This is a genomic window from Microbacterium sp. A20 (assembly GCF_004794515.1).
GTDB lineage: Bacteria > Actinomycetota > Actinomycetes > Actinomycetales > Microbacteriaceae > Microbacterium.
This window is the reverse complement of record NZ_SSDF01000077.1, coordinates 1-23479: the sequence shown is the minus strand read 5'-3', so window position 1 is coordinate 23479 and position 23479 is coordinate 1. Positions and strand designations below refer to the sequence as shown.

Genomic DNA, 23479 nt, shown 5'->3' with positions numbered 1-23479 from the left:
GACCCGGAGCGCTGTCGCGCGGCAGAGGCTCGCCTCGCTCGCCGACGGCTGTCGCCGGACGCGGGCCGCGGACCAGTACCGCAGCGGGAGTCGTGACCTGGCGCGCACTGGGCGGCACCCGCCAATGTCGTCCGGCTCCGCAATACTGAACGCATGTCGACGGCCGCTACTCGGGACTCCGCAATGTGTGGGCTGATCCCGGAGTTCACTGTCCCGTACTCGCCCGGAGCCGTCGATGGTTCGGTCACCGTGCAAGGTAGCCCGCAGTCGCGGCTACCGACAATGCTCGTGCGTCGGGACCGGAAGAAGATCGGTTCATACCTCATCTCGCATCGACTACTGACTGTCGAGCGGGAAGAGGATCGTCAGGTGGCCGCAGATGCATTGACCTTGGCTGGGTTCGACGTGCTTCCACCGTTGGAGGAGTGCGCGCCCGGTGACGGATTGCTTCGGCTGACCGCCAACGTCATCGGCGCCTGGGGTAACGTCCTCGTCTTTGAACTGCGGTTCCCGAGTCCACGGAACTCACCTCGCGTCGCCCTCTACGACCTCGACAACAGAAGCCTGTGCGTAGTGTCCGGAGTGCTGGTCCCGCACGTCAGGCGAGCGCTCGCTCTCATGGGTCTCAAGCCCGCTACCACCGAACCGGCTGCATTGCCCATCAAACTGCGAGACAAGCTCGAATGGCAACACGAACTGTGGGGCTGGAGTCAGATCCACGACGGGCCCGCATTCGGCCCTGACGCAGAACGTGGTGACTCCATCACCCGCTCACTCATGCCAGAAGCTGCGGCTCGTGTTCCCGAGGACGTCGCGCGTGCGGTGAACGAGATCTTCGCGGTACCGGTGAAGGATCCTTTCATCGTGATGGACACCCCTCTTGAATATTCAGAGACCGAAGGATTCTGGTCCTACCAGCATGGTGTGCTGGGCCGGAGTAACCTCGCCAAGCTGCGAGCCGTTGCATCGCGGAGAGTCGTCAGCATGCCCGGCGACTGGCGAGAACACTGGGACAGCGCGATGGCACTGTCGCCCTCTCACGCACCTGCGCTTACGGCGCTGTCCCTGCATGACGAGCATCCGGAGTGGTGGGGAAGGTTGAAGACCGAAGGGGCCAGAGAACAACTGCATGGTGTCTGGCTGCTCGGGCACAACGACAAGAAGCCCGAGTGGGTACGTACCGACATGTCCGGGGTGGAGGAGGACCGGTTCGGAGCGGCGGTCGCCGCTGTCGTCACCATGGTGAAAGATCTGGATTGGCTCGTGCCGACCTCCCTGATTCCTCAGGACTGTGCGCTCTGTGGCCGCCCTTTCACGCCATCGAAGTTGGCGGCTGGCCACGTCGCTCAGCTGAGAACAGCGAAGGTCTGCCACCTGTGCGTGCGCACGTGGGGCGAGGCGCTGGACCAGACGAACGCTGCTGTCCTCGAAGCCGGGGCAACCTCCGCCGTCAGCGAAGTCGTCAGATACGCCGGTCGCGTCATCTCGGCGTCAATGGTGCCCGGGCTTTTCGCCGACGGGACCGTCGAACCGATCACGGCCATCCTTCTCCGACAGGTGCTACCAACAGGGTCAGAGGGCGGATGGGTGAAGTGGCTGGCGAGGGCTGGAGTCCTCGGCGAAGGATGGCGTCCTTCGCGCGGTTATATCAGCGTGGCAGCCGATGGCCACGAGTGCCGGTCAGCGTTCGAACGGATCATTGATGACTACCTCTGGGCAAAGGGAATACCTCATGAGACGGAACCCATCTACCCGTACGACGCCGAGCTCAACGCGAATGGTTCGCGTGCAGATTGGCGTTTGCCTGACGGGACGTTCGTGGAAGCTGCGGGCATGATGAGCCAGGTCGAGTACGCCGCCAAGATGGCCCGCAAAGCAGAACTCGCGGCCAAGCATGGCATCAGACTTCTGGTGCTGACGGAGTCCGATCTTCCGCGACTGTATGAGGTATTCGAAGTCACTCGCACCGGAGGCTAACAGCGCCCCAGCGGCCAGGTCTCCACTCGCTTCAACTCGACTGAGGTGACGCGACTAGGCCGCTACTTGTTGCTCCACTTCAGGAGCGTCTTGAACTCCTGGGCTGTGCCGTGGCATGTTGCCGTCATCCCGTCGGTGAACGTGATCTTGAACAGGGTCGTCTGCTGTCCCTTGCCGATGCCAGCGCCGGGGATAGTCAAGTCGGCCAGCGTCTGGCCGATACCGAAGAGGGCACCTGTCGCTGTGACGCTGTTGAGGAATCTGTCCGATAGCAGCTCAACCGACTCGACCGTCTTTTTGTTGATGTGCCACTTCTTCAAACTGAACCCGGGTGCCACCAACCGCTTGTTCGTGAGCATGTAGCCCTTCTTCGCCGGTAGGTCCCCACTGATGATCTCCACACCTGGATCATAGGGGGCATGGCGACCGGCAGACACTGGCGCCGCGACGCAGATGGCACCTTCATCGGTGTGCCCTCGCCGAGCGCGTAGCTGACAGCATGACCACCAAGAAGTGACTCGAAGATCTGCTGCGAGACCGGGGACTGACCGTGTTCGACGAACCCGGCTTCATCAGCGGGCGCGACGAGCAGCGCGGGATCGACGTGTCGCTGTTCACGTGGGGTGGCGCAGACCACGCCGAGCAGTTCTTGATCCCCCGCCACTACCTCGTCGTCTGCATGCAGGGAGGGCGTTGGCGGCTGCCGACCGTGGAGTGGGAACCGTTCCTCCCGCAGTCGTCACAGCACACGCGCCCGTGGGCTGACGTCCTCGCCGAGTTCGACGAGGTGTTCCTCCCGATGCTCGCCGGCGGTCCGGCACCGATGGGCGAGCGACACGTCCTTGAGCGGGGGCTGCCAGAGAAGCTTGCTGATGCCGGCGTCAGTGTCGTTCGGTATCGCTCGCGCGTGCACACACTGGATCTCGACGGACACCGGCTCACGCTGGACGTGACCGACGGCGCCCTTCGCCTCTACAACGACACTCGTGGTCTCGCTCTGGACCTGCACACCGGGCTGGCGTGGGCCGACGTGACTGGCTGGATCTCAGAAGCAAGCGTGAGCCTCACCGCAGGCTAGAGCGTTCCTCTCGTGCGAGACCTCCGGCGTCGGCAGCGGGCACTCGACAGTGCGGAGGACGAGGCGCGGGGCTAGGCTCTGCGCATGAGTGAGCCCGATGCTGAGCCGTCTCCGTCGCTGATTCAGCAGCGCCATGCGCTTGGGCGTTCGCGGATCGCCGCGCTGATTTTGGTGTTGGGCTGGGGAGCATTCACTGTTCTTCGGGTTGTCTTCCTCGATGTCACTGATGTCCTGGACTGGATCTTGACCGTAGGCGCCATTGCACTCACGGTCTGTGGCGTTGTGCTCTGGTTCAGGTATCGACGCGACGTCCGGAAGTTCGAGGAGCGCTACGGCCACAACGCAGGACGACAGACGTAGGCTCATCGCCCCTCCTTGCCGGCGACGGCGAGTTGACGTGTGCTGGCCGCAGGAGTCACCCCCGCGGCTGATGTACCCGCGCCTCGATAGCCTCACGCACGGCAGCCGGTGGCACAGTCCGCTTGCCGTAGAGGACGTCGCCGAGCGCGGTACCGTCCACCGTGTCGTAGATCGAGATGCGGGCGAGATGCGTCGCACCGTTGGCCGCCGCGATGTCTTTCATCGCGTCGTAGAGCGCACGCTGTTTGCCTCGGGCGCTGCCCCGTGGGTCGAACACTCCCACGGCGTCTGACGGGCCGAACATCTTCTCTGACGGCGGGCTCGTCCAGCGCCCTCCGCCACGGGCTGCTGCAGACTCGTAGGCCGCGCAGTGCGCCAGGTGCGTCGTGGCCCACGGGAGGCTCTCGAGCATCGGGCGTCGGAGCGTGGACGCACGGTAGCGGGTGAAGTGGAACTCCTCATCCAGCTCTATTGCGAGACCGTCGAGCGTCTGCAAGTCCCAGTTACCAGGACGGAGCAATGGGCTGGGCGAGATCCCGCCGAGCATCGTGTGGATATTCAACACTTCGCCCCTCGCCGGAGCGCGCAGGTCAGCCATCCGCAGTGACCCGCCCCGCTGTCGGAACCGGAGTCCCGCGGCCTCCAAGATCGACCGCAGCGCCCCTGATCGCTTGCCCGTCCGCACCATGTCATCAGTATGTTGCACACCGACACGGCACGACCGCGCATGGATGCACCATGACTCAGCTCAGCAGCCGGCCGCCGTTCTCGGACACGCTCGCGCGGCGCTCCAAGGAATCCTGGTTCGGCACCACAGGAAGTGAGATCGAAGGATCTCACAGGCTGAAACGACATATTGGGCCACCTGCCCTTGCTCAGGGAGCCGCGTCGTCCAGTTCTCGCCATTGGCGACCAGGGCGAGACGGTCCAACCAGTTGGCATGCTCCTGCGCAAGGAGCGCAGCGCCGGACTCATCGCCGATGAACCACGCCAGGGCAAGGTTGAGGGCTACCTGTGATGTGGATGTGGGGTACTCGCGCACACTGGACAGGGTGGTCGGAGCTAGTGGTAGTCCGTGATTCACAGCGTTACGAACCCGGCGATGACGGTCGCGCAAGAGCTCCGATTCCTTCCGCGTCGCCGTCAGAAGCTCTTGCTCCCGCGACGTATCTGTGCGCGTGCGGAGCGCGTCTTTAAGTCTGCGCGCTGCGGTGCTGTCATCGGAAGCGTGCGAATCGCATCCTGGGACGCCACCGCCTTCGCAAGGTCGACTATCTGTTGGCCGGTCCGCTCGAAATGAGACACGGCGTCTTCTAGTGCGCGTCGGCGGTCGTGGAGAGCGCGCCGCTTCCACCGCGTGCGCATCTCGGCGTGGCATCGGGGCACTGCGTGATCGCCTGGACGAGCAGAGCGTAGATCACGGTCCTGCCTCACTTTCAGCTCTCGGCGGGAGCGGGGTCCTCCACGAATAGGTGACAGTTTCGATTGGGCCTTGCGGGCCAGTTGCGGTTCATCATTTTCTTGACCTCGACGAGCGTCAATCGCCTGAGCACGAGTGGTGGTAAGAGCCTCGTCCTGCATTCGTACCCGAGTCGAACGGAGCGTGCGTGACGCCACCTGGTCTCGGACTCGCCCCGGGGTCGATCTCTGTGGCCGGGCTGGATACTTCGAACAGGTATCCAGTTCCGCAAAGGCCGCTGGCGCTCGCTCACCGGTTCCAGATGACGAGCGGCGGGCTAGATCCTGTCAAGCATGAGAATTGGAGGGGCACCTGCACAGAGCAGATGCTTTGGCCTTTCTCAAGGCACCCCAGGCAACTCACTGGTGTTCGGCGTCTTCAAGGGTGAGGACGGCTGGCATGTGCACCGCAGCTACGACTACGGATCATGCGGACGGAATCCGACTCTCGACACGGTCGGTGCGCGCTATCGTGTGGGCATGACGGACTCCGGCGCGACACTCCTCGCCGCGATCATCGCGGCCGGCGTGGCAGGAGTGGGACTGATCTGGTCCGTCGTCAGCTTCGTACTGACCAGGCGCACCCAGAAGGCCACGGATGCTCGTCAGGAGTGGTCGCGCCGATTCGAGCACGCGCACACTCTCGCCTTCAGCTCAGACCTCAAGGAAGCAGCGAGCGGCCTCAAACTTATCGAAGCCTTAGCGCGTGAGCGGTGGGTCACCGACGAAGACCGAGCGACGGCGGTGAGTATCTTGTCATCCCTCACCGGCGTGGCGGAGGCGCCAGCGGCGCAGCTTCGCGCGGCGATCCTTGCGGATGTCAGGAACCCGGCGGTCGCGGCCGAGCTTAGTCGAGTCGCGCCAGGGCCGAAGGGGCGGTTTGAGTTGTATCGCGACGCGTCCGGGGACTATCGATGGCGCCTCAAGAGCGCCGCAGGCCAGTTCTTGGCCGTCAGCGACGGGCACTCAAGCAAAGCGGCAGCATTGAACTCGCTCGAATTGGCTCGGCGTGAGCTCGGCAACGAGTCATCGCAGTAGTTCCGGACACCACCCTCTCTCGAGCGCCCGGCCGACGCCTCGCGCGCGCTCCGGTTGAGTGCGTCACGAACGCCACGCCCACGCGTCATGCTCGGCATCGCGAAGCGCCTCGTCGAGGCGCCCTGCGTAGAGGTATTGGATGTTACGGGAAGGATCCTCATTAGGCAGTTCGGTATTCAGCCACTGTGCCCACGTCCACCGGTTAGCGGTTCCCGTTTCGAGAACGCGAAGGACCTCGGTCAGCCCCTCTACCACCTTCCCCTCGATGAGCTGGAACGACGGGAAGAGTGTGACGTCGTCCGAGGTGCGCAGCATCAGGAGGCGTAATGATTCTCCGGCCGCGAGAACCTCGGCTTCTGTCCATCCGAGCGTGCGCGCCATGCTCGCCACTGTGTAGCAGGGGCCGACGATCTCAGCCCACGGATTCGACGTTTCGTCGGTCATTGCTGGTCCTCTGGGCGGCGGGTGTGGCGGCGCACAACGTCCTCGATAATCTCGTCGAGGGTCCGCCGCCCCTCGACGTAGTCCCATCCGTCGCGGACGGCAGCGCGGGTCGGCTGTAGTCCGTCGAGCTGGCAAGAGTGGAAGGCTTCAAGGACTCCGTTGAGACGTTCCTCTCTCGAGCGCTGGGGACCGTTCGTCATGGTTGCTCGGCCCTCCCGCGAATGATGGCAAGGCTCGGAGTCGCCATCCTCAACGTTTCCATGTCAAGGATCCCAAGGTTCCACTCCTGGCCTTCACGTCCGAGGCTCGCCACTCGACGGCCGTCCTCGGTCTTGCCGCCGCCCGCGACGTGCATGTGCCCGTGCGCGAGCAGTTCGGGGTGCACAGCGTCCCAGACCTCGCTGACCCGGGCGCGAGACGCCGCGGACGCCTCCAGCGCGCTCTTCGTGAACCAATGCGGATTCATGCGCAGGATCTCGCGGACGGCGCGGACAGGAGTCTTGGCTGGGGACTCGTGGGTGAGCATCAGGTCCGCAGGGCCCCCGGCGATGGCAGCCGCCACGTGGTCTTCCGTAATCGCCTCGTCCGGCCACCAAGTGAGCCCTTCCTGTCGGGACTCGCGGTCGACGGATGAGGCACCTCCCAGCGACAAGACGGAGCGCCCGCCTATGGTGAGGTGCGCCGGCCGAGGGAGCAGCCAAATGAGCGTAGAGATGCGTACCGCCTTTCCGGGGTGCTTGTCGAGGAGTGGAGTGATCTCGTTCCACGGCTCGTGGTTTCCCAGCGTGACGTAGATGCGGTCGACGGCAGTCTCGGCGAAGGCCTCATCGACAAGGCCTGGCGGCATCCACCAGTCGCCGAGGTGTAGAAGCGTGGTGATATCGGGCGCGAGGGCGGGAAGGGCCCGAGCCAGCATCCGAGCCCAGCCGATGTTGCCGTGCCAGTCTCCGCATACTGCCACGCGCCTATCTGTGTGTTCAATGTTACTCGTCCACTCGAGGCTCTTCATTTGATACCCCTCTCCTAATCGATAGTGCGCTTGTTCGCTGACTGGGAACCGGCGCCAATAGAATCGAATGCTCTCGCACCGGCGAAAGATCTTTGGTGAAAATCTCGAATCCTTCCTTAGATGCTCTCAACTGAGGTGCTACCAGCCGCCGGAAGATGCTATCTCGCAACTTTAGTGCTACCGAATAGTCGCGGCCTATTCCTGTTGCAAGGCTGCGATATCGACGCTGCGTCCCTGCTCGATCTCTGCTGTATCCCGGTCATATCTCTGCTGGATCCCTGCTGCACCCCTGCTAGATCCCTGCTGCACCCCTGCTAGATCCCTGCTGCACCCCTGCTATATCTCTGCCATATCTATGTTGCGTCCCTAGTGTCTCCTTATTGCCTCTATATCCTTGCTATATCCGTGATGCGTGGTGGCTACGTCGTTGCTGAATGCCTGCTACGACCCTGCGATATCGACGATGTATCGCTACTGCATGGCTGCTATATCCCCGCCATATCGGCGCCGTATACCCGCCGTATCGCTGCGAGACCGCGATGACGGCGCATGCCCGATGTGACTGAGCGATAAACAAGGAGGCGCATCCGCCTGTGGCCCCGCGTACGTGTGCACGGTCATCCGAAGGGCGCGGGGACGGGGTGCGAACGGCCAAACGGTCGGCAGCATGCAGTTGCAAGGCGTCAACTGCCCGCCGAAGTTCCTTGCAGTTCCAGGGATCGAGAGGGAGAGGCGCAGTTGAAGGGTCGAAAGCGACCTTGGCTGCTTCAGCGCTAGCGGTATCCATCGGTCTTCGGAGGGAAGGCCGCTGACGCACCGTTTACTGCATCACTTCGCCGACTTTGGCGTCATGACGGCGATCTCGGGGGTGCAGTTGATCCCCTCGAACTGTGTGGATGAGCCAATGGATCGACGACTTGTCCTGGATCTCGGACCCGCGGCGGCGACCAGATGTCCCGGATCAGGTAGTCGTCTGTGGCCGTCTGCGGGTGACGCGCATAGGGGCAGAGTCGCAACCTGAACGGGTCCGCGATGGGCTCGCCAGAAAAACGCAGCAGATGTCTGATTTAGCACTCGCAGACCTCGCGCATAGGGGGCACATCGCTCGCCCGGTAGGGGAGCGACAAGCCCGGCGTCACCACCAGGTGAGGCCACGGCCGCAGACCAGCGGCCGTCCACGTTTCTCCAGGAAGACTACGCAATGAGTTCCCTACATTCGGCCGATGTTGGCGGCCACACCCTCTCCATCACCCCTAAGCGCGCTGACGTTGGTCGCGTCAGCGAGCTGTCGACCGGACAGACCCTCGACGGTACCTGGAGGCCCCGCCGGGCCGACACCGGTGCGACGGCACAGAGTGAGGGGCTGGCCACTGTCAGCCCCTCAAGCGTCCACCTCATCGCTCCCGACCTGACCATCGCGGAACTCGCCAGACACGGCATCCAGGCACGGCGGATGGAAGGCGGCGCTGTCGACATCGAGCTCGGCGGCGGACTCGCCGCGCTGCGTCTGCCCATGGCAGACCACGATTGGCTCCACGACGCCATCGGGTTCACGGGCACCCGCGACATCCTCGATTCCATCGATTGGGTTGAGCGCGACGACGTGTGGAAGTACCTCATGGTGCATATTGACGACGCGAGCACCATGGCCGCGCACGCCATCATCATCGATGGAATGGCCGTCGCCGAACTCATGACCACCGGGTTCGTCCCAGCGGCTGACCTCGCTCGCGGCACTCGGGGACTCCCGACGCGTCTCGGTGTGTCCGAGGTTCATCGGCTCGGTGCAATGCTGGACTGGGCCTCGGAGTCTTCGACGGCGCCCACTTCGCAAGCCATCGACCTCCGCACGCTGCCACGAGACATCGCAATCGCCCGAGATAGCTACAACAGGGAGAACCCCAAGGTCGAGGTCCAGGAGGGGAAGGTCTGGACCGCCTTCGACCTGCTGGATGATTCCCCCGAGGCGGCGCTCGCCGGTCTCGAGAAGAGTGGAGCCGTCGTAACGAGCGCCCCTTTCATCTGGGGTGCGAAGCACGAGAACGTCATGGTCGACGAAACCATCGAGAAGATGGCCACGCGTATCGCGACCATCATCGCCTCGGCAACCCAACAGTCAGACAGCGACCTCCCGCTGGTCTTCAGCGAACCGGGGACGGGCGGCAACCCCGCACGGCTGCTCAGCGTCACCCCCTCAGGAGAAATCATCCGGTGGGACTCCCGCGACGACATGCTCGTGCTGCTCCTGCTCGCCATTCAGCCAATGCTGAGCACCAAAGACGGCGCCCGTCCGACGAGCAACATCCCCAGCGGAGTCTTGGGGACCGTGATGATGCGTCTCCGTGCGATGTGCCCGCCCGTCGAGCACATCGTCCACGAGCCGTCCATCGTCAACGACCGACTCATCACCAAGCCCGGCTATGACCGCGCGGCGCGCGCAGTGCTCATCATGGGGCACCGGGACCGCTGGCGCTGGCAGGAAGGATACTCAGTGCCCGACGAGCCGACCGAGGAGGACGCTCAGGCTGCTTTCGAGATGCTGGACGCGCTCTGCGAGGACTTCCCCTGGGCCGCGCCGCGGGACCGCGCGCGGATGATGGCGGCGATGCTGACGAGCTGTGCCCGCTCGGCCGTCACCGCAACTATCGGCTTCCTCTGGGATGCAAACGAAATCGGAACGGGCAAGAGCTTCGCGGCCCAGGCCTGCCGAGTTCTCGGACAGGGGTCCAAGGCGGCGACGGAATGGAACCTGGGAAGGGGAGAGGACACAGAGAGTAAGAAGTCTCTCGCTTCCGCTCTGCTCACGCGCTCGACCAGGTTCTTCCACAACGATGAGGTTCGAGGCCCCCTCAACAGCCCGTTCGTCGGAAAGGTCATCACCGCTGAGGACGGCGCCGAAAGCATCCGCGAGCTTGGCGTCAACCGACTCGTCCCCGTCAGCGGCATCATCACCACGGCGTGCGGTAACAACGTCACCATCGCTGACGACCATGCTCGTCGTTGGTTCTCTATGAGGCTCGAGAAGTCGCTCCTCGAGATGGCAACCGGGCGCAGGTACTCGGTGCCGGACCTCACCCGCCACATCATGGAGAACCGACCTACCTTGCTCGCTGCAGCGCACACCATGGTCCTTCGAGGCATTCAGCAGGGCCCGGCGTTCGAAATCCTCCCCATGGGCTTTCCTCCCTCCTGGTCGCAGCGCATCCTCGGTGCGTTGAGCTGGGTGAAGAAGGGCGACACGTCGATTGCCACGCAGGCCCTCGAAGGGTGGAACAAGGACGTCGCAGGGGCGGACCCGCTCGTCGAAGCGTGGGGCCCGGCCCTCGAGTATGCCTGGAAAGTTGTTGACCGCCCTATGCCGGCTGCCGACTTCGCGAAGGCGGTACTCACCAGCGACGTCGACATGTTCGTGCCGGACGACCTCACCGGCATCGGCCCTCGACAGCTCGGCGCCCGCTGGTCGCAGGCGCTCAAGCGTCTGCGGCGGCGCAAGGTCATCGTGGGTGAGCGTGTTTTCGTCGTCGATGCTGTCGACAAAGGTGGCCGGTGGCAGTTCAAAGTCGACGCCTACAGCATGCGCGACCTTCAGATGGGCGTTCAGGAGCCACTCGTCCGCGAGCCGCTCACGGCCCAGGAGCAGAAGGCGCGCGATGCGCGTATGAAGAAGGAGGTGTACTGATGCGGTACCTCACACCGGCTTCGGGAACCGACTTCACCCGCTGGGTCGCGAGCGCGCCTAAACCGCTCGTCGGGTATCTCCGCGGTCACGAGCTCATCATCGCCGGGGAGTGGACCATCGAGCTCCGCGACCACGGCGACTTCCTCGAACGTCTCTGGTCGCGAGAGCTACCCGACCACAGGCTCTGGACGCGGACCGCAACCGTGACCGAGCTCATCAAGAGGAGCGGTGTGCCCGGCTGGATGTGGGTCCGAAACGCGACGACGCCGTGGCTCGTTCACCACAGCGTCAAGGGCGCCGAGCCGACAGGAACGGCGCAGGCCATGCTTACAACGGCGCGCGCCGACCCCGGCGCGGGACGCTACGCCATCGAGGCATCTCGTTTCGAAGCGGTGCTCGCCAACTCCACCGCTCGGGGCATCCGGGTCGACGTCGAGCGCCTCAACGCGGCGGTCGACGAGATGGCGAACGTCCGTCGACAGGTCAAGGACCTGATGACCTTCGACCCCCTCGACCGGGCGAACGAGGACGCCGTCGTGCGCTGGCTCGGAGAGCGAGGAGTTCAGGTCGATGGTCCTGCCAGCGATGATTGGGGCGGTCGCCAGGTCGAGAACAACTCGGCAGCGCTCGCCGTCGCTGAGCTGTACGAGAACATTCTGCACATCAGGCGGCGTCTCCCGAAGGCTCGGGAGCTCAGGGCTGCGACTCGTCGCGGGAAGGTCCACACGACACTTGCACCCTTTGCCCAGGTGAGCGGTCGTGTGTCGTCGAAGGGGCCCGCACTCAACAACGTCGCGAAGGACATGCGTCCGCTCCTGCTCGCGCGTCCCGGACACGTGCTCGTCACTGCAGACTATGACGGCGTCGAGCCGCGAGTCTTGGCTGCTCTCAGCGGGGACGAGGTGCTCGCGCACGACCTGGCCAACGGCGACCCGTACGTGAGTGCTGCTGAGCGCGCCGGATTCGACGGGCTCGCGTTTCGGAAGACCTTCAAGCTCATCATCATCTCCACGATGTACGGCGCGACCGTGGGTCGCACCGCACGGATGCTCGGATGCTCCACCGCCGAGGCACGCGCTGTCCGAGATGCGCTGTGGAAGCCATATCCCGTGGCGAAGGGATGGTTGGACGCGCAGCGCGGAATGGAGCGCGTGCGCTTGGAGAGCGGTCGGATGCTCGGAATCGTAGAAAGCGCCCATGCCCGAGCCAACCTCCTCATCCAGTCGACCGCCTATGACTTGTTCCAGAAGTCCGCTCTCGACGTTCACGACAACCTCCCCAAGGGGGCGCACATCTGGCTACCCATGCACGACGAGCTCATCATCGAGACGCCGGAGCGAGAAGTGGACGCCGTGATGGAAGTGCTCGGGCGGTTCATGCCCACGCGATGCGGCGACGTCACCATCAACGCTTCACCAGTCGTCCTCGGGCCGCACTGGCGAGCCCTCTGACGACCGCTGCGCCGAACCGCCGGGACAGATGGAGATTTTCCGTCTGCCCCGAGAACTGGCGGTTGCGGTCCTGCTCGGCTTGGACGCCGTGACCAGCGAACCGCTTCGCCGGCTCTGCGTGCCTGGCAGCGAACCAGTTTGGGAAGAGCACCGCGCATGAAGAAGTCAGATGCGAAACCCCGCAGTTTCTGAAACGAGAGAAGAACCAGCTATGAACGCCTACGAAGCCGCCGACTTCATCGAAGAGTGCCAGCTCGAGGATGCCGTAGGAGAACTGTCTCCGGATCAGATCGCGTATCTTGACGAGATCCTGCCCGATTGGAGAGACGTGGACGCCGAAGCGATGCGCACGGAGGTGTGGCTCGAGGAACTCAACATCGGCTACTCCTCGTCGGTAGAAAGTGCAACGACGTGGCTAGGGACGCAGCAGCGGTTGGCTCGTAGCGGGGCGTTGCCTGCAGCGCAGCGAGTCCGTCTAGATGCGGCGCTGCCGGGCTGGCTCATGGCTTAATCCGAGTACACGGGCCTGAAGATCCGATGCCTCCACGACCACACCCACAAGGATGCTGGCGATAGATGTCTCCGATCTAGTGCCTTCTTGCCGGCGGGCGCGACTTGAGTTGCCCTCGCTGTCCTAAGGCATCAGATGCCATGAAAGGTCCAGGGGAAGCGAGGTAGCTCCCGCTGCCAGCGCGCTCATGGATGCGCGGGAAGTAGACAGTGCGCGACGAGGACGGTGACCGCTTCTTATCCACTCGCCACACGTCGAGGTAAATCACCTGGACCGCGTCCTCCGACGCCGCAACAGGATTGACCACAAACGCGACGCAGTCCTATCGGTGTTCGCCCAGTGTCTCTTCTCCGCGTCAACTGAGCTCGCGCATAGGGCGAAAGTCCGGCGCGAGACATGCCGGACTGACCGACACGATTCAAGATAAGGCAATTGAAATGGCATCGAATCTACCTGACACGACGGACTCGACGAGCGGCGACGCTCGTCTCCCGGAGCCCGAGGTCGCAGACCTGTATATCCGAGGAAACGGGGACGCGCTGCTCATCATCGACATCGACGCGTACGAGGCCACCGCTGAAGACTTTGCCCGTTTGCACCCGCAGGCGTTGAACGTCTCCCAGCGCGACGGGTTCTCAGTCGTCTTGTGCGGCGTGAACTACTCATACGGTGTGGAGGTGTTCGAAGGAGGGGTGCGGACGCACAAGCTGATGAAGTCGTTCCGACAGGACTTCGAGTTCAGGCTCGGACTGTGGCTCAGCGGCGACGTCGACCCGTGGCGCGAGTGGGAAGTTGGCAACGAACCCGTGGCGCCACTCGCTCCGTCGCTCGAGTGGCCCGACTGCGGCTGCACGAAGTGCGATGCGCATGCCGACGACGTCGAGTTCTAGACGCTGAGGGTGGTGCGGCCGCTGAGAGGCTTCAGCGGCCGCACCTCCCTGCAGTTCCTGTCGAGCCGAAGTTCGTCCGCTCCGCACTGTCGGCAGCAGGGATCGATTTCCGTGCAGACGAGCAGCTGTTCCGATGCGGGGTGTGGCCGTTCAAAGAGTCGATGCATAGTCGCGTCGGGCGAGGCAGCGTTGCCCGCGCCCTTCCGCTGTGGGGAATGGCTGCGCTGCGGCGCGTCGAGGTCCGCCGGCGCCCCGCACCCGGTCGGCCGCTAGCGGTGCATGGACACCGCAGCGACGAGCACCGCGCATAGAGACGGTAACGACGCAGCCAACCGAGCCGCGTCCGTGACCGCAGAGGAACAGAAACTCATGAATGCTTACGAAGCCGCCGCCTTCATCGAAGAGTCCCAGCTGGAGGCCGCTGTTGGCGAACTGTCGCCCGAACAGCTCAGCTTCCTGGATGAGTTGTTGCCCGACTGGCGCGAAGTCGACGCCGAGGCGATGCGCACCGAGGCATGGATGGAAGAACTCGAAATCGGATACTCGTCATCGGTGGAGAGCGCGGGGACCTGGCTGCGTCGTCAGCAGGAGCTGGCGTGTAGCGGTGCGTTGCCCGGTGAGCAGCGCACGCGTCTCGACGAGGCGTTGCCTGGTTGGCTCATGGCGTGATGGAGCGCTGAGAGTTCGTCGTCGCGACTAGTAGAGGCGGAGACTCGGTCGCTTTCGGAATCTCGGCGACTCTCCAGTGCCCCTACGCTGACGTTTCTGGCAGGAACGCGGTGAACACGACGCCCACATCCGAGAAGTGACCATGAAGATCTGACGGCTCCAGGCCGACTCCGACGAGGATGCTGGCGAACGGTGCCTCAGACCTGTTCCCAGTTTCCCAACGAGCACGGGCAGGGTTTCCCTCACCGGGTTCAAAAGTGAGGTGCCCTCGGAACTCGAGGCGCGGGAAACGAGCGAGCTCTTGCTGCCAGTGCGCGCCCGGTCGGGCGGGGAGAAGCAACAGAGCGGCCGCCACTGTCCCTGATTCCCACTCGCTCACCACCCGACGTGTCCAATCGCCGGGGCCGCGTCCACCGACCCCGTATGGTGGGTTGACCCACAGCCGAGATGCACTCCCATCGGCGTTGGCCCAGTTCGGGCGGGCGAGCGCGTCATCCTCCGCGGTTATATGCCAGTTGGCGGGAACGTTGTGTTCCGGAGCCGCGGCAACGTCGCCGTCGATTCCGCCGAGGCATGCGGTGGCTCGCTCGAGAATCCAGGGCGGAGTCAACCATGAGTCTGATGCGGAAGATCGCCGGTGTGCGAGAAATAGCGCAGCGGCTGCTTGCCGGTCGCTTCGGCTTGCGCGAATTGTGGCAGCGGCGGCTGTCACACTCAGTTCGCCGTTGGCGACAGCACGGATGATCTCCGCGTCGTTGTGTGTAATCACGGCTGCTCCATCGCGAACGAGGCGTTCGGAAACGCCGGCTGACCGTGCTGCTTGCGCCTGCGTCGGAGCAAGCGGAAGTCCTGCCGGATGCCCTGATACACCGCCGCGTTGTCGTCGTGCCAGTGCGCCCGCCGCGAGTGCTCGCTGGGATGTGCTGAGGTGCCTCCTGTGCACGTTGAGAGACATCACCAGAGCGCGTGCCTCCTCCTCGGTGCCTTCGAAGAGCGTTGTGCGCAGAGGCACTCCGATGCGTTGCGCGGCCTCAGCGCGGTGCCGGCCGTCAATAAGCCACGAAACGCCGTCGGTGTCCGTCCACACCGTCGCCGGCTCACGCTGTCCATGCGTAGCAATGTCCTGAGCCAGCGCATCCATCTCGTCTTCGACGAGCCGGGGCAGCATATCCGCAAAAGGGTGGGTTGCGAGCGGCACATGCACGCCCAACAGCTTATGTGCCACGGGGAGTCGTCCGCGGCGACGGCCTCACAGTGCTAGTCGAGCTCGACCTCCCTCACGGGGCCCGTGTCGGCGAACGCGGAGAGGATGTTGCGCACGTCGGGGGCATGAGGATTCCGGCGCGCGTAGTGACGTTCGGTTACTCCCGTCTCGCGCTGTCCGAGCAGCCGCGCGGCGGTCACCACATCCGTCTTATCGGCGACGAGCGTAGCGACGGCCCGTCGAAGCGCATGAGCGCCTATCTCTCCATGTACGGCGAGCTCGCTTCCTTCTTCGAGTGCCCAGTCTCGGACCTTCCACAACTGCACGCGCCACTGGTGCGGACCGACCGGAGCTCCCGAGCTGGTTTCGAAGACGTAGTTGGTGCCGCCCATGCTTTCGGCTTGCCGGCGGCGTAGGGTCGCAACGAGGGCTTCGTCGAGAGGGAAGGTGCGCTCGGACTTCATCGTCTTGGGGCCCGATTGCCAGTGCTTCTTCACGCCCTGCCCCTCGATTACCGTTCCGAGGACCTCGAGTGTCGGTGAGGGGCCGTCCAGGTGCAGGTCGGTCCACCGGAGGCCGAGAACCTCCCCGATGCGTAGTCCGGTGCCGAGTATGACGTCGATGGCATCAAGCAACAGGGGAGTCGGGCGCGGGCCCATCCGGCCCGGACGGTCTCGATACGCACGGGCTGCGTCTCGGAGGAGTTGCACGTCACTGACCTCGGGGACGAACTTCATCTTCGTCGCAGGTCGCTTCACGCGGAATTCGACCGCGACGTTCCCGCGCACCAGGTCGTCCTCGGCGGCGAAAGCCAGAAGCTCTCGGAGAGCGCTGACGGTCTGACGTGCGGTGGACACCTTGTTCTGCGACACGAGCGCGGCATGGTGACGTGATATCGCCCCCACAGTGAGTTGGCGCAGAGTCATGCCTCCCAATGAGGAGCCGATGATGTGTTTGCGCACCGTATGAATCTTGTTCGTGATTGAGCGTGTCTTCAGGTGCGTTGAGCGGTGTCGCAACGTTGCGAGAAACTCGGCAGCGAGCTCGTCGACGGTCGAGTCGGGGGTGAGAGGTGACGCGCCAACGGCCGCACCATTTCGGTCTGACATGCGAGCGGAAGCCTTCTCGCGCGCCGCGCGGACCGCGAGGGTCTTGGTGCGTCCCGTTGCGGAGGTACGAGACAGCTCGCCGTCGTGGCGGCGGAAGCGGACACGTACCTGATAGCCACCGTCGACGACGCGAATGGACGGCTCCCCGATTTCGCCGGGCTTCAACGCTGCGCGAGTCATGCCGCCACCGCCTGGTTGTCGCGGAACGCGAGCACGTCAGCTCGGCGATAGACCACGCGGCCGCCCAGACGTAGCGTCTTCGGTCCCTTACCGAGGGAGCTCCAATTGCGAAGCGTCTTCGGCCTCACGCGCAGGTACTGGGCAGTTTCCGTGAGGGTGAGAAGGTCCGGCAGTTCATCCTCGCGCATGTGCGCGGGAGACGCTTCGGGTTCTGGAGCGGAGTTCTGCTCCGCGACGATTGCCGCCAGTTGGATTATTGCGTTCAAGTCGGGGGTGGTCATACCTGGTCTATGCGCGGTCTCGGTGAAAGGGGTGTGACACGGCTGGTGGGTGGCAGCCACGTCGACACATACGGAGATCATTCTGGCGAGCTCCATCTCAGGAGTCGCTACCCGCGTTGGGCCAGGGAGGTTGCACCCACGCACGTGGTGAAGTTCCAATCGGTTGATCTCCTGTTGCGACGTCGCGGTCACCGAGAGATCTTGGTCTTCCGTGTTCAACGCGGCGAAAGTGCCGCAACACTACGAGACAGTTGTGACGCCGAGCCTCGACGACGTACTGTCCTTGGCTGCCCGCGTGGCGGCTTAGAACTCTGCGGCCGGACTCTCGCGCTGTGCCGCTGGCAATGGCGTCGGCACAGCCCGGGCCCGCCGGGGGATCAGTCGGATGGGTCGACGCAGGTGACTGCCCCTAGAACGATGGCGAGGTTGTTTGTCGCCTCTTCGAAGTTCTCCACGAAGGACGTGTTCTGCCGCGGCTTGCCCGGTGAACCAACTGGTTCGCCGGCCGCATAGAGCAAGGAGATGACGATGGTCGAAGGGATCTACCTTCCGTCGGGTGATCGGGGAGGAACTCGTCGTACGCGACTTCGCCGATGTCGAGGACTATGTCGTCGGCACGTTTCGCGAACTACTTCGACGCGCTGGCGTGAGCCGTGGTGCTCCAGGGGCGCTGGCCAGAAGCCGAGCAGATCAAGGTCGTGCCGAGCGGGAGTGGGTCGCCGCGATCAGGTACGTGATCCACCGTCACCTCATTTCGAGGCAACCGCGCGACTTGGCAGCATCGACTGGATGGAGTGCTTCGCCGCTCCCCGGCCGGTGCCGCCTTCTTCACGTTGTCGCGTAGCCATCCAATGAGCTGATCGCCTGTGCGAACAGCTCGCGGAATCGGCGCTGCTGACCACTGCCCGGGAACGGGACGAAGTCGTCGTGAAGTGCGGGGAGGCGGGCGCCGCGCAGGGTGCGTTCAGCAGCTCGAAGACGTTGCGCTTCACCAAAACGATGCCCTCGGGGCCTTGAGACGACGCCTGGGTCACGGTTGCTTCAATATTCCGGCGGAGCGCAGCCGCTCGTTCACCTGCCCCGTGATAGGTCACCGGCTCCGCGGCCAGATCAAGCAGAAACACCCCGTCAGCCTTGAGTCTCGTAAGCCAAGGCGTCTTCGCGTTCGGTCCGCTGTTGAGCGGCGGATCACCGTAGAGCGCGCGAACCATCTCACTGAAGAGTCCATCTTTCGAGGTCAGCTTCTCGTCGTAGAAGAAGCCTCGTTTCGCGTGATCGCCACCATAGTCGGGCGCGCTGCTCGGCCACGAGCAGCAGGCTGGTGTGCTCAAGCTGCCACCGCGCCCGACGCTCGGCGTACCAAGGGGTCTTCGGCCATTGCCCGGTCAGACGGCCGAACTGGTCTGCGAACCTTGGTCGTCGTCGTCCGGCGCATCGGTTACTGGTTCAGACGCGGGCTGCTTCGCCAAACTGCGTTCGCGAAGCTTGCCAACCGCCCACTTGCCGCCCACGACAAGGCCGGTGGCCCCCAGCGTGATCAGAGCGCCGACGACGCCACCTTGCTTCGCTCCGTCGCCGAAACCCTTGTGGTAGCCGTGACCCCATGCCGGATTGCCCATATGTGTTCCTCCTTCTACTCAGGGCGATCTTGGCATGCAAAGGAACGGGGCTGCGGATTGTAACGTGAGCGAGGTCGCGGGCCGTGACCTCTGTACCGGAGGTATCCACTAAAAAGCCTGATCATGAGATACCTGATGCAGATGTACCCGCAAGTAAAACGATATCTAGTCCGATTGCCCCACCGCGCAAGGCGAACAGATCTCGCCAAACTCTCGGCGTGGGCGGCGCGGCCGGCGCAGTTGTCGGAGGCCGTCGGTACCCTTTAAACATGAGCCTGATTGACCGCGCCGAAGCGCGACGCAAGTCCGCCCTCGCGGCTGGCAGTTGACGGCTCGTGATCACAACGAGGTCTTCACGGGAGAGATTGATGTTCCCGTGGCCAAACCCAAGGACGTCACGAACACTGCACGTTATGTGCTCGGTCTCCAGAGTGAGGTGGAATCCTGATGGCAGCGACCGCAACCTCATGGCTCAATGACCTGGCGTCGCTCTTCACGCCGATAGCGTCGCAGTTTGACGGCGCCAAGGGTCACAAGGCCTCCATCGAGGCACGTCTCGACTACGTGCTCGGCGTGCATCGCATGTTCGAGATCGGCTCGCTCCGGCATGGCACTGGGGTCTGGCGATACAGCGACGCCGACTACCTCGTATCGCTCAAGGGGATTCAGCCGACCTCGCCGCTGACCATGCTCATCAAGGTCAAGGACGCGTTGCAGGCGCGCTTCACCTCAACAACCATCACCATTCGTCAACCTGCGGTTGTCTGCCATTTCTCGGACGGGATCGTCGAGGTCGTTCCCGGATACATCGCCGCTGGGGGCGGTTACATGATCGCCGATCCCCGGGGCGGCTGGATGAAGAGCTTTCCGGAGGAACACAACAAATACGTCAACGAGATCAATGCGAAGCACAGTGGCGGTGGAGCGAAGAAGCTGGCGCGACACCTCAAGATCTGGAAGTACCAGCGGAACGTGCCGGTTTCGTCTTGCTACCTAGAGATGCGGGCGGCCAAGTTCCTGAGCGATGAGACGGCCTACGTTCCGGTCATCGATCTGCACTACGCCATCAAGCATCTTCAGAGCGTCGAGCTCGCCTCGATGAACGATCCGACCGGCCTCGGTTCACGCTTTGGCTCGTGCTCATCAGATTCCACGAAAGCGGATGCGCTGTCGAAACTCGACACAGCAGTCCTGCGGTCTGGGCGCGCCGTAAGTTACCACCTCGCCGACGATCATGCCAAAGCGATCGAGCAGTTGAAGCTGCTCTTCAACCGGTGAGGTCCCAATGACGGGCCAGGACTACACACCGCCGACGAGCGCCTCGATTGCGACTCGGCAGAACGATGACGAAGCGCTGCGCCTTTTGCTCGCACAGCGTCGTCTGTACACCCGAGCGAAGCGTTGGCAAGGAGCGCGGTGGATCGGGTTGCTGGTCCTCGGGGTCGCCGCACCGTTTGTCTCGATACTCAGTCCGGGGTCTGCGGTCGCAGTCGGTGCGATCACTGGTATCTGGCTCTTTGCAGGGCGCACGTTCCTGACAGCAGCTGAAGTTCGGACGATGACGAAAGCAGCAGCTGTCCAGGAAGAGCTGGATCTCTACATCTTCCAGATGCCGGAGACGATCGAGCGTGCTTCGCGGCCAACCATCGAGGACATCGAATTGCTGATTCGCGACAATCAGGGCCTGCGTGCCGCCGCTCGGCGTGAGCGACTCGTCGACTGGTATGACGTCGATCCGAGCCATCCCGGTGCGGAGACCATCGCAATTGCGCAGCGCGCCAATGCCTCGTACACCGATCGACTCATTCGCACCGCCGTCATTGTCTGGGCGATCGTCACCGTGGTGTGGCTGGCGGTCCTGCTCACATGGAGCTCGCTCAGTGGTCTTGCCTTCGGGTTGATTCTGCTCGGCGTGCTCCTCCCGGTCCTGCCGGCCGTGCTAGATGTCGCCGACTATTTGCGCAGCACTTGGCGCGCGGCGGAGGACCGGGCTGATCTCGCTCGCACGATCGAGTCGCGCCTTGAAGATAAGGAGCCGATTCTCGGGCAAGAACTCATCTCATGGCAGACTCAGCTCTACGATCTGCGACGCACGACTCCGCAGGTGCCGGACTGGCTGTACAAGATCACGCGCAAGCGCAACGAGGCCGCGATGCACGCTGCTTCAAAACGACTCCGGAGAAAGAAGTAATGGCGCTAACGACGGCACAGGCATTCACGCAGTTCCTCGAGGACATCACCGCGACCGACAACCAGAAGTCGAGCTTCATCCCGGCTCGCAAGAACTCGGTCGACAAAGACATGGCTGCTGCCTTTCCGCCGACGTCAGACATGCCCTACTTCAAAGGCATCCTCATGGGATCCGCGTCGAAGAACACGATCATCCGGCCGCTCGACGACATCGACGTGCTGGCGGTCTTCTCTAACGAGAAGCGAGTCTGGCAGGACAAGTATTCGAACGACTCGCAAGCCTTCATCTACCGAATCCGGCAGGCGTACGCGGGCACTAAAATCCAGCAGGTCGGCACGCGTGGCCAGGCAATCCGAGTGTTTTACCAGACAGGCGGGCACGTCGACGTCGCACCTGTCTTCCATCGAGGAAACGACGTGTATCACCTGCCCGATGGGTCGGGTGGATGGATCCTGACTGCTCCGACCATCGCGAACACCTGGTACAGCGACAAGAACAAGGCATTGAACTACCACTTGAGTGCGTTGGTCAGACTGGCGAAGGCCTGGAACCGTGCGCACTCGAAGCGGTTTCGTTCGTTTCACCTCGAGACTGTTGCTTCCTCGACGTTCAGCTCTCTGGGGAGTAACTATAGGGACGCGCTCCAGAAGTTCTTCGAGTGGGCGCCGAACAGGCTGTACGTGAACGATCCGGGCGGATACAGCGGAGACCTGAGTTCGTACCTCACATCAATCGGCCGCCAGAACCTGATCGGTGCACTCAATGCGGCCGCGGACCGAGCGCGGAAGGCCAACGAGGCGGAGGCTCGCGGCGACCACGCCGAGGCGAAACGGCTTTGGCGGATCGTCCTCGGAACGAGTTTCCCGAGCTAGTCAATTGTTCGCAGTTCCGCCCCGAGGAGCCCGTCGATGAGCGCACCGTACGTCTCCATCAAGCGTCTGGTCGACAACTCACTCGCCGCAATGCTCGCGGCCGTCGAGGTGTACAACAAGCCGCAGATGACGTACCGAGACGAAGTCACTGTCATGCTCATCGTCAACGCGTGGGAGCTGGCGCTGAAGGCCACCCTACGGCAGAAGAGCCGATCGATCTTCTACCCAAAGAAGCGCGGCGAACGCTATCGGTCAATCGCAATCGACGACGCGCTCGGACGTGTTAGCGCCAGCAAGCTCTGGCCAGCGGACATCGATGGCCCTGCCGTCGTGGCGAACGTCAAAGCGCTCACCGAGTATCGGGACCGCGCGATTCACCTCTACAACGCGCAGGGTCTCGGCGCGGTCATCTACCCGTTCCTGCAGCAGAACATCCTCAACTATCGGGACTTCATGGTCGCCAAGTTCAAGAAAGACCTGGCCGACTCAATGACGTGGCAGTTGCTCCCGCTCGGTGCGACGGCGCCAGCCGATGCCGTGCAGTTCATGAAAGTCGACAAGAACGCCACGATGGTTGCCGAAGTCGAGGACTTCATATCCGAGCTTCGTCAACTGATGGACGACGCTCAGGCGGCAGGCGGCGACATGGGACGCGTGGCCACGGTCTACGACATCCACATGCAATCGCAGAAGAAGATGAGCAGCGCAGACCTCGTGGTTGCAGTGTCGCCTACCGCTGACGGGCAGATTGCGATCCGCAAGACCGATCCCAACCAGACGCACCCGTTCAGTGCGACCAAGCTGCTCGAGAAGGTCAACGAGAAGCGAACCGGGCGCAAGCTGACGAGCCGTGATCACCAGGCGCTGTGCTGGCAGGACCAGCTCCGCGAGAACCCGAAGTACGCCTGGAAGCACACCATCGGTGCTTCGCACTCATGGTCTGGGGAAACGGTCGCGTACATGGTCTCGCTGACCGACGAGCAGTACGACAGCGCCCGACAGGGCTACAGCGCGAGCCTTCGCGGAGCCGCGAAGTGACCGGCTTGACCCTCGAACCGATTCTGCTCCATGCCGGGCTAGACCTCGACGCGCTCGTGACTCGCCATTCCTACGCGGAAGAGCACGAAGACAGCGGCCTCCGAGGCATGCACGCGGAATCGACCGACGCTGAGAGCCTCGCGCACACAAACAACCAGTTGAGAACCGGGCGTAGGCACTGCGTCGAGAACGCCCTTGGTGCCCCGAGATATCCCGACGTATCCCGCTAGAGCCGGCGAGGAGACCTTGTCGACGAATGAGGGCAGAGCGACGATAAATTGCCCGCATTCTGGGCACGCGATTGAGTCGCAAATACAAGAAAACCCGCGATCTCTCGCGGGTTTCGTTGTGGACCTGAGGGGACTCGAACCCGATCGCCACAGTGACGCCGTCGCCGGCCGGACGCTCTCCCGACTCGACG

The 23479-nt window shown here is 63.4% G+C and carries 23 protein-coding genes; 13 read left to right on the top strand and 10 right to left on the bottom strand.

Annotation, left to right across the window (positions count from 1 at the left end; translation table 11 throughout):
• Positions 1-153 precede the first annotated feature (153 nt).
• Entirely contained in the window at positions 154-1977 is a 1824-nt protein-coding gene (locus tag DW298_RS10605) for a hypothetical protein (protein ID WP_136042450.1), read from the top strand.
• 62 nt (positions 1978-2039) lie between these two features.
• On the opposite strand, the gene DW298_RS10600 is transcribed toward DW298_RS10605, so the two are convergent.
• On the bottom strand, positions 2040-2378 hold the full coding sequence (locus tag DW298_RS10600) for a hypothetical protein (protein WP_136042449.1): 339 nt from the start codon (positions 2376-2378) through the stop codon (positions 2040-2042).
• Positions 2379-2527: 149 nt separating this feature from the next.
• On the opposite strand from DW298_RS10600, the gene DW298_RS10595 reads away from it, so the two are divergent.
• Both DW298_RS10595 and DW298_RS10590 read left to right on the top strand, forming a co-directional pair.
• Positions 2528-3055 (top strand): hypothetical protein, encoded by a 528-nt coding sequence (locus DW298_RS10595; protein WP_136042448.1) that lies wholly within the window; start codon positions 2528-2530, stop codon positions 3053-3055.
• Between the two features lie 84 nt (positions 3056-3139).
• On the top strand, positions 3140-3415 hold the full coding sequence (locus tag DW298_RS10590; RefSeq protein ID WP_136042447.1) for a hypothetical protein: 276 nt from the start codon (positions 3140-3142) through the stop codon (positions 3413-3415).
• 55 nt (positions 3416-3470) lie between these two features.
• Here DW298_RS10590 and DW298_RS10585 read toward each other — a convergent pair whose 3' ends face one another.
• Positions 3471-3977, bottom strand: a complete 507-nt coding sequence (locus tag DW298_RS10585; protein ID WP_136042446.1) for a hypothetical protein — start codon at positions 3975-3977, stop codon at positions 3471-3473.
• Positions 3978-5239: 1262 nt separating this feature from the next.
• Between DW298_RS10585 and DW298_RS10580 the strand changes: the two genes are divergently transcribed.
• The gene (locus tag DW298_RS10580) at positions 5240-5911 is read left to right on the top strand and encodes a DUF1508 domain-containing protein (RefSeq protein ID WP_240745104.1); all 672 of its coding nucleotides are present in this window, start codon (positions 5240-5242) and stop codon (positions 5909-5911) included.
• Between the two features lie 63 nt (positions 5912-5974).
• Here the strand turns inward: DW298_RS10580 and DW298_RS10575 are convergent, their stop codons facing one another.
• The 3 genes from DW298_RS10575 to DW298_RS10565 all read right to left on the bottom strand — a co-directional run bounded on the left by DW298_RS10575 (position 5975) and on the right by DW298_RS10565 (position 9141).
• Entirely contained in the window at positions 5975-6355 is a 381-nt protein-coding gene (locus tag DW298_RS10575; RefSeq protein WP_136042445.1) for a hypothetical protein, read from the bottom strand.
• Positions 6356-6551: 196 nt separating this feature from the next.
• Complete coding sequence (locus tag DW298_RS10570) at positions 6552-7364, bottom strand: metallophosphoesterase (protein ID WP_136042444.1); 813 nt, start codon at positions 7362-7364, stop codon at positions 6552-6554.
• Between the two features lie 1381 nt (positions 7365-8745).
• On the bottom strand, positions 8746-9141 hold the full coding sequence (locus tag DW298_RS10565; protein WP_136042443.1) for a hypothetical protein: 396 nt from the start codon (positions 9139-9141) through the stop codon (positions 8746-8748).
• A gap of 12 nt (positions 9142-9153) precedes the next feature.
• Between DW298_RS10565 and DW298_RS10560 the strand changes: the two genes are divergently transcribed.
• From DW298_RS10560 to DW298_RS10540, 5 genes are all read left to right on the top strand, one after another.
• Positions 9154-11043 (top strand): hypothetical protein, encoded by a 1890-nt coding sequence (locus tag DW298_RS10560; RefSeq protein ID WP_136042442.1) that lies wholly within the window; start codon positions 9154-9156, stop codon positions 11041-11043.
• Positions 11043-12494: a DNA polymerase gene (locus tag DW298_RS10555; RefSeq protein WP_136042441.1), complete on the top strand. Its 1452-nt coding sequence runs from the start codon at positions 11043-11045 to the stop codon at positions 12492-12494. Before DW298_RS10560 ends, DW298_RS10555 begins: the two co-directional genes overlap by 1 nt.
• Before the next feature lie 211 nt (positions 12495-12705).
• Positions 12706-13005, top strand: a complete 300-nt coding sequence (locus DW298_RS10550) for a hypothetical protein (RefSeq protein WP_136042440.1) — start codon at positions 12706-12708, stop codon at positions 13003-13005.
• Between the two features lie 437 nt (positions 13006-13442).
• On the top strand, positions 13443-13895 hold the full coding sequence (locus DW298_RS10545; protein WP_136042439.1) for a hypothetical protein: 453 nt from the start codon (positions 13443-13445) through the stop codon (positions 13893-13895).
• A gap of 345 nt (positions 13896-14240) precedes the next feature.
• Positions 14241-14564, top strand: coding sequence for a hypothetical protein (locus tag DW298_RS10540; protein WP_136042438.1), 324 nt, complete (start codon positions 14241-14243; stop codon positions 14562-14564).
• An 82-nt stretch (positions 14565-14646) separates the two neighbouring features.
• Here DW298_RS10540 and DW298_RS10535 read toward each other — a convergent pair whose 3' ends face one another.
• The 5 genes from DW298_RS10535 to DW298_RS10515 all read right to left on the bottom strand — a co-directional run bounded on the left by DW298_RS10535 (position 14647) and on the right by DW298_RS10515 (position 18957).
• Positions 14647-15789: a DNA N-6-adenine-methyltransferase gene (locus DW298_RS10535; protein WP_136042437.1), complete on the bottom strand. Its 1143-nt coding sequence runs from the start codon at positions 15787-15789 to the stop codon at positions 14647-14649.
• Positions 15790-15821: 32 nt separating this feature from the next.
• On the bottom strand, positions 15822-17057 hold the full coding sequence (locus DW298_RS10530) for a tyrosine-type recombinase/integrase (RefSeq protein WP_136042436.1): 1236 nt from the start codon (positions 17055-17057) through the stop codon (positions 15822-15824).
• A complete protein-coding gene (locus tag DW298_RS10525; RefSeq protein ID WP_240745103.1) occupies positions 17054-17338 on the bottom strand; it encodes a helix-turn-helix domain-containing protein in 285 nt (94 codons plus the stop codon). The genes DW298_RS10530 and DW298_RS10525 overlap by 4 nt, the downstream gene beginning before the upstream one ends.
• Before the next feature lie 749 nt (positions 17339-18087).
• Positions 18088-18669: a hypothetical protein gene (locus tag DW298_RS10520; protein WP_136042435.1), complete on the bottom strand. Its 582-nt coding sequence runs from the start codon at positions 18667-18669 to the stop codon at positions 18088-18090.
• A gap of 54 nt (positions 18670-18723) precedes the next feature.
• Entirely contained in the window at positions 18724-18957 is a 234-nt protein-coding gene (locus DW298_RS10515) for a hypothetical protein (protein ID WP_136042434.1), read from the bottom strand.
• A 447-nt stretch (positions 18958-19404) separates the two neighbouring features.
• Here DW298_RS10515 and DW298_RS19660 point away from each other — a divergent pair, with 447 nt between their 5' ends.
• The 4 genes from DW298_RS19660 to DW298_RS10495 are packed head-to-tail and all read left to right on the top strand — an operon-like array spanning position 19405 to position 23058.
• A complete protein-coding gene (locus DW298_RS19660; protein WP_240745102.1) occupies positions 19405-20235 on the top strand; it encodes a hypothetical protein in 831 nt (276 codons plus the stop codon).
• A gap of 7 nt (positions 20236-20242) precedes the next feature.
• A complete protein-coding gene (locus tag DW298_RS10505) occupies positions 20243-21148 on the top strand; it encodes an S-4TM family putative pore-forming effector (RefSeq protein WP_136042433.1) in 906 nt (301 codons plus the stop codon).
• Positions 21148-22020, top strand: a complete 873-nt coding sequence (locus tag DW298_RS10500; RefSeq protein WP_136042432.1) for a hypothetical protein — start codon at positions 21148-21150, stop codon at positions 22018-22020. Before DW298_RS10505 ends, DW298_RS10500 begins: the two co-directional genes overlap by 1 nt.
• A gap of 36 nt (positions 22021-22056) precedes the next feature.
• Complete coding sequence (locus DW298_RS10495) at positions 22057-23058, top strand: DUF3644 domain-containing protein (protein WP_136042431.1); 1002 nt, start codon at positions 22057-22059, stop codon at positions 23056-23058.
• Positions 23059-23479: the final 421 nt, after the last annotated feature.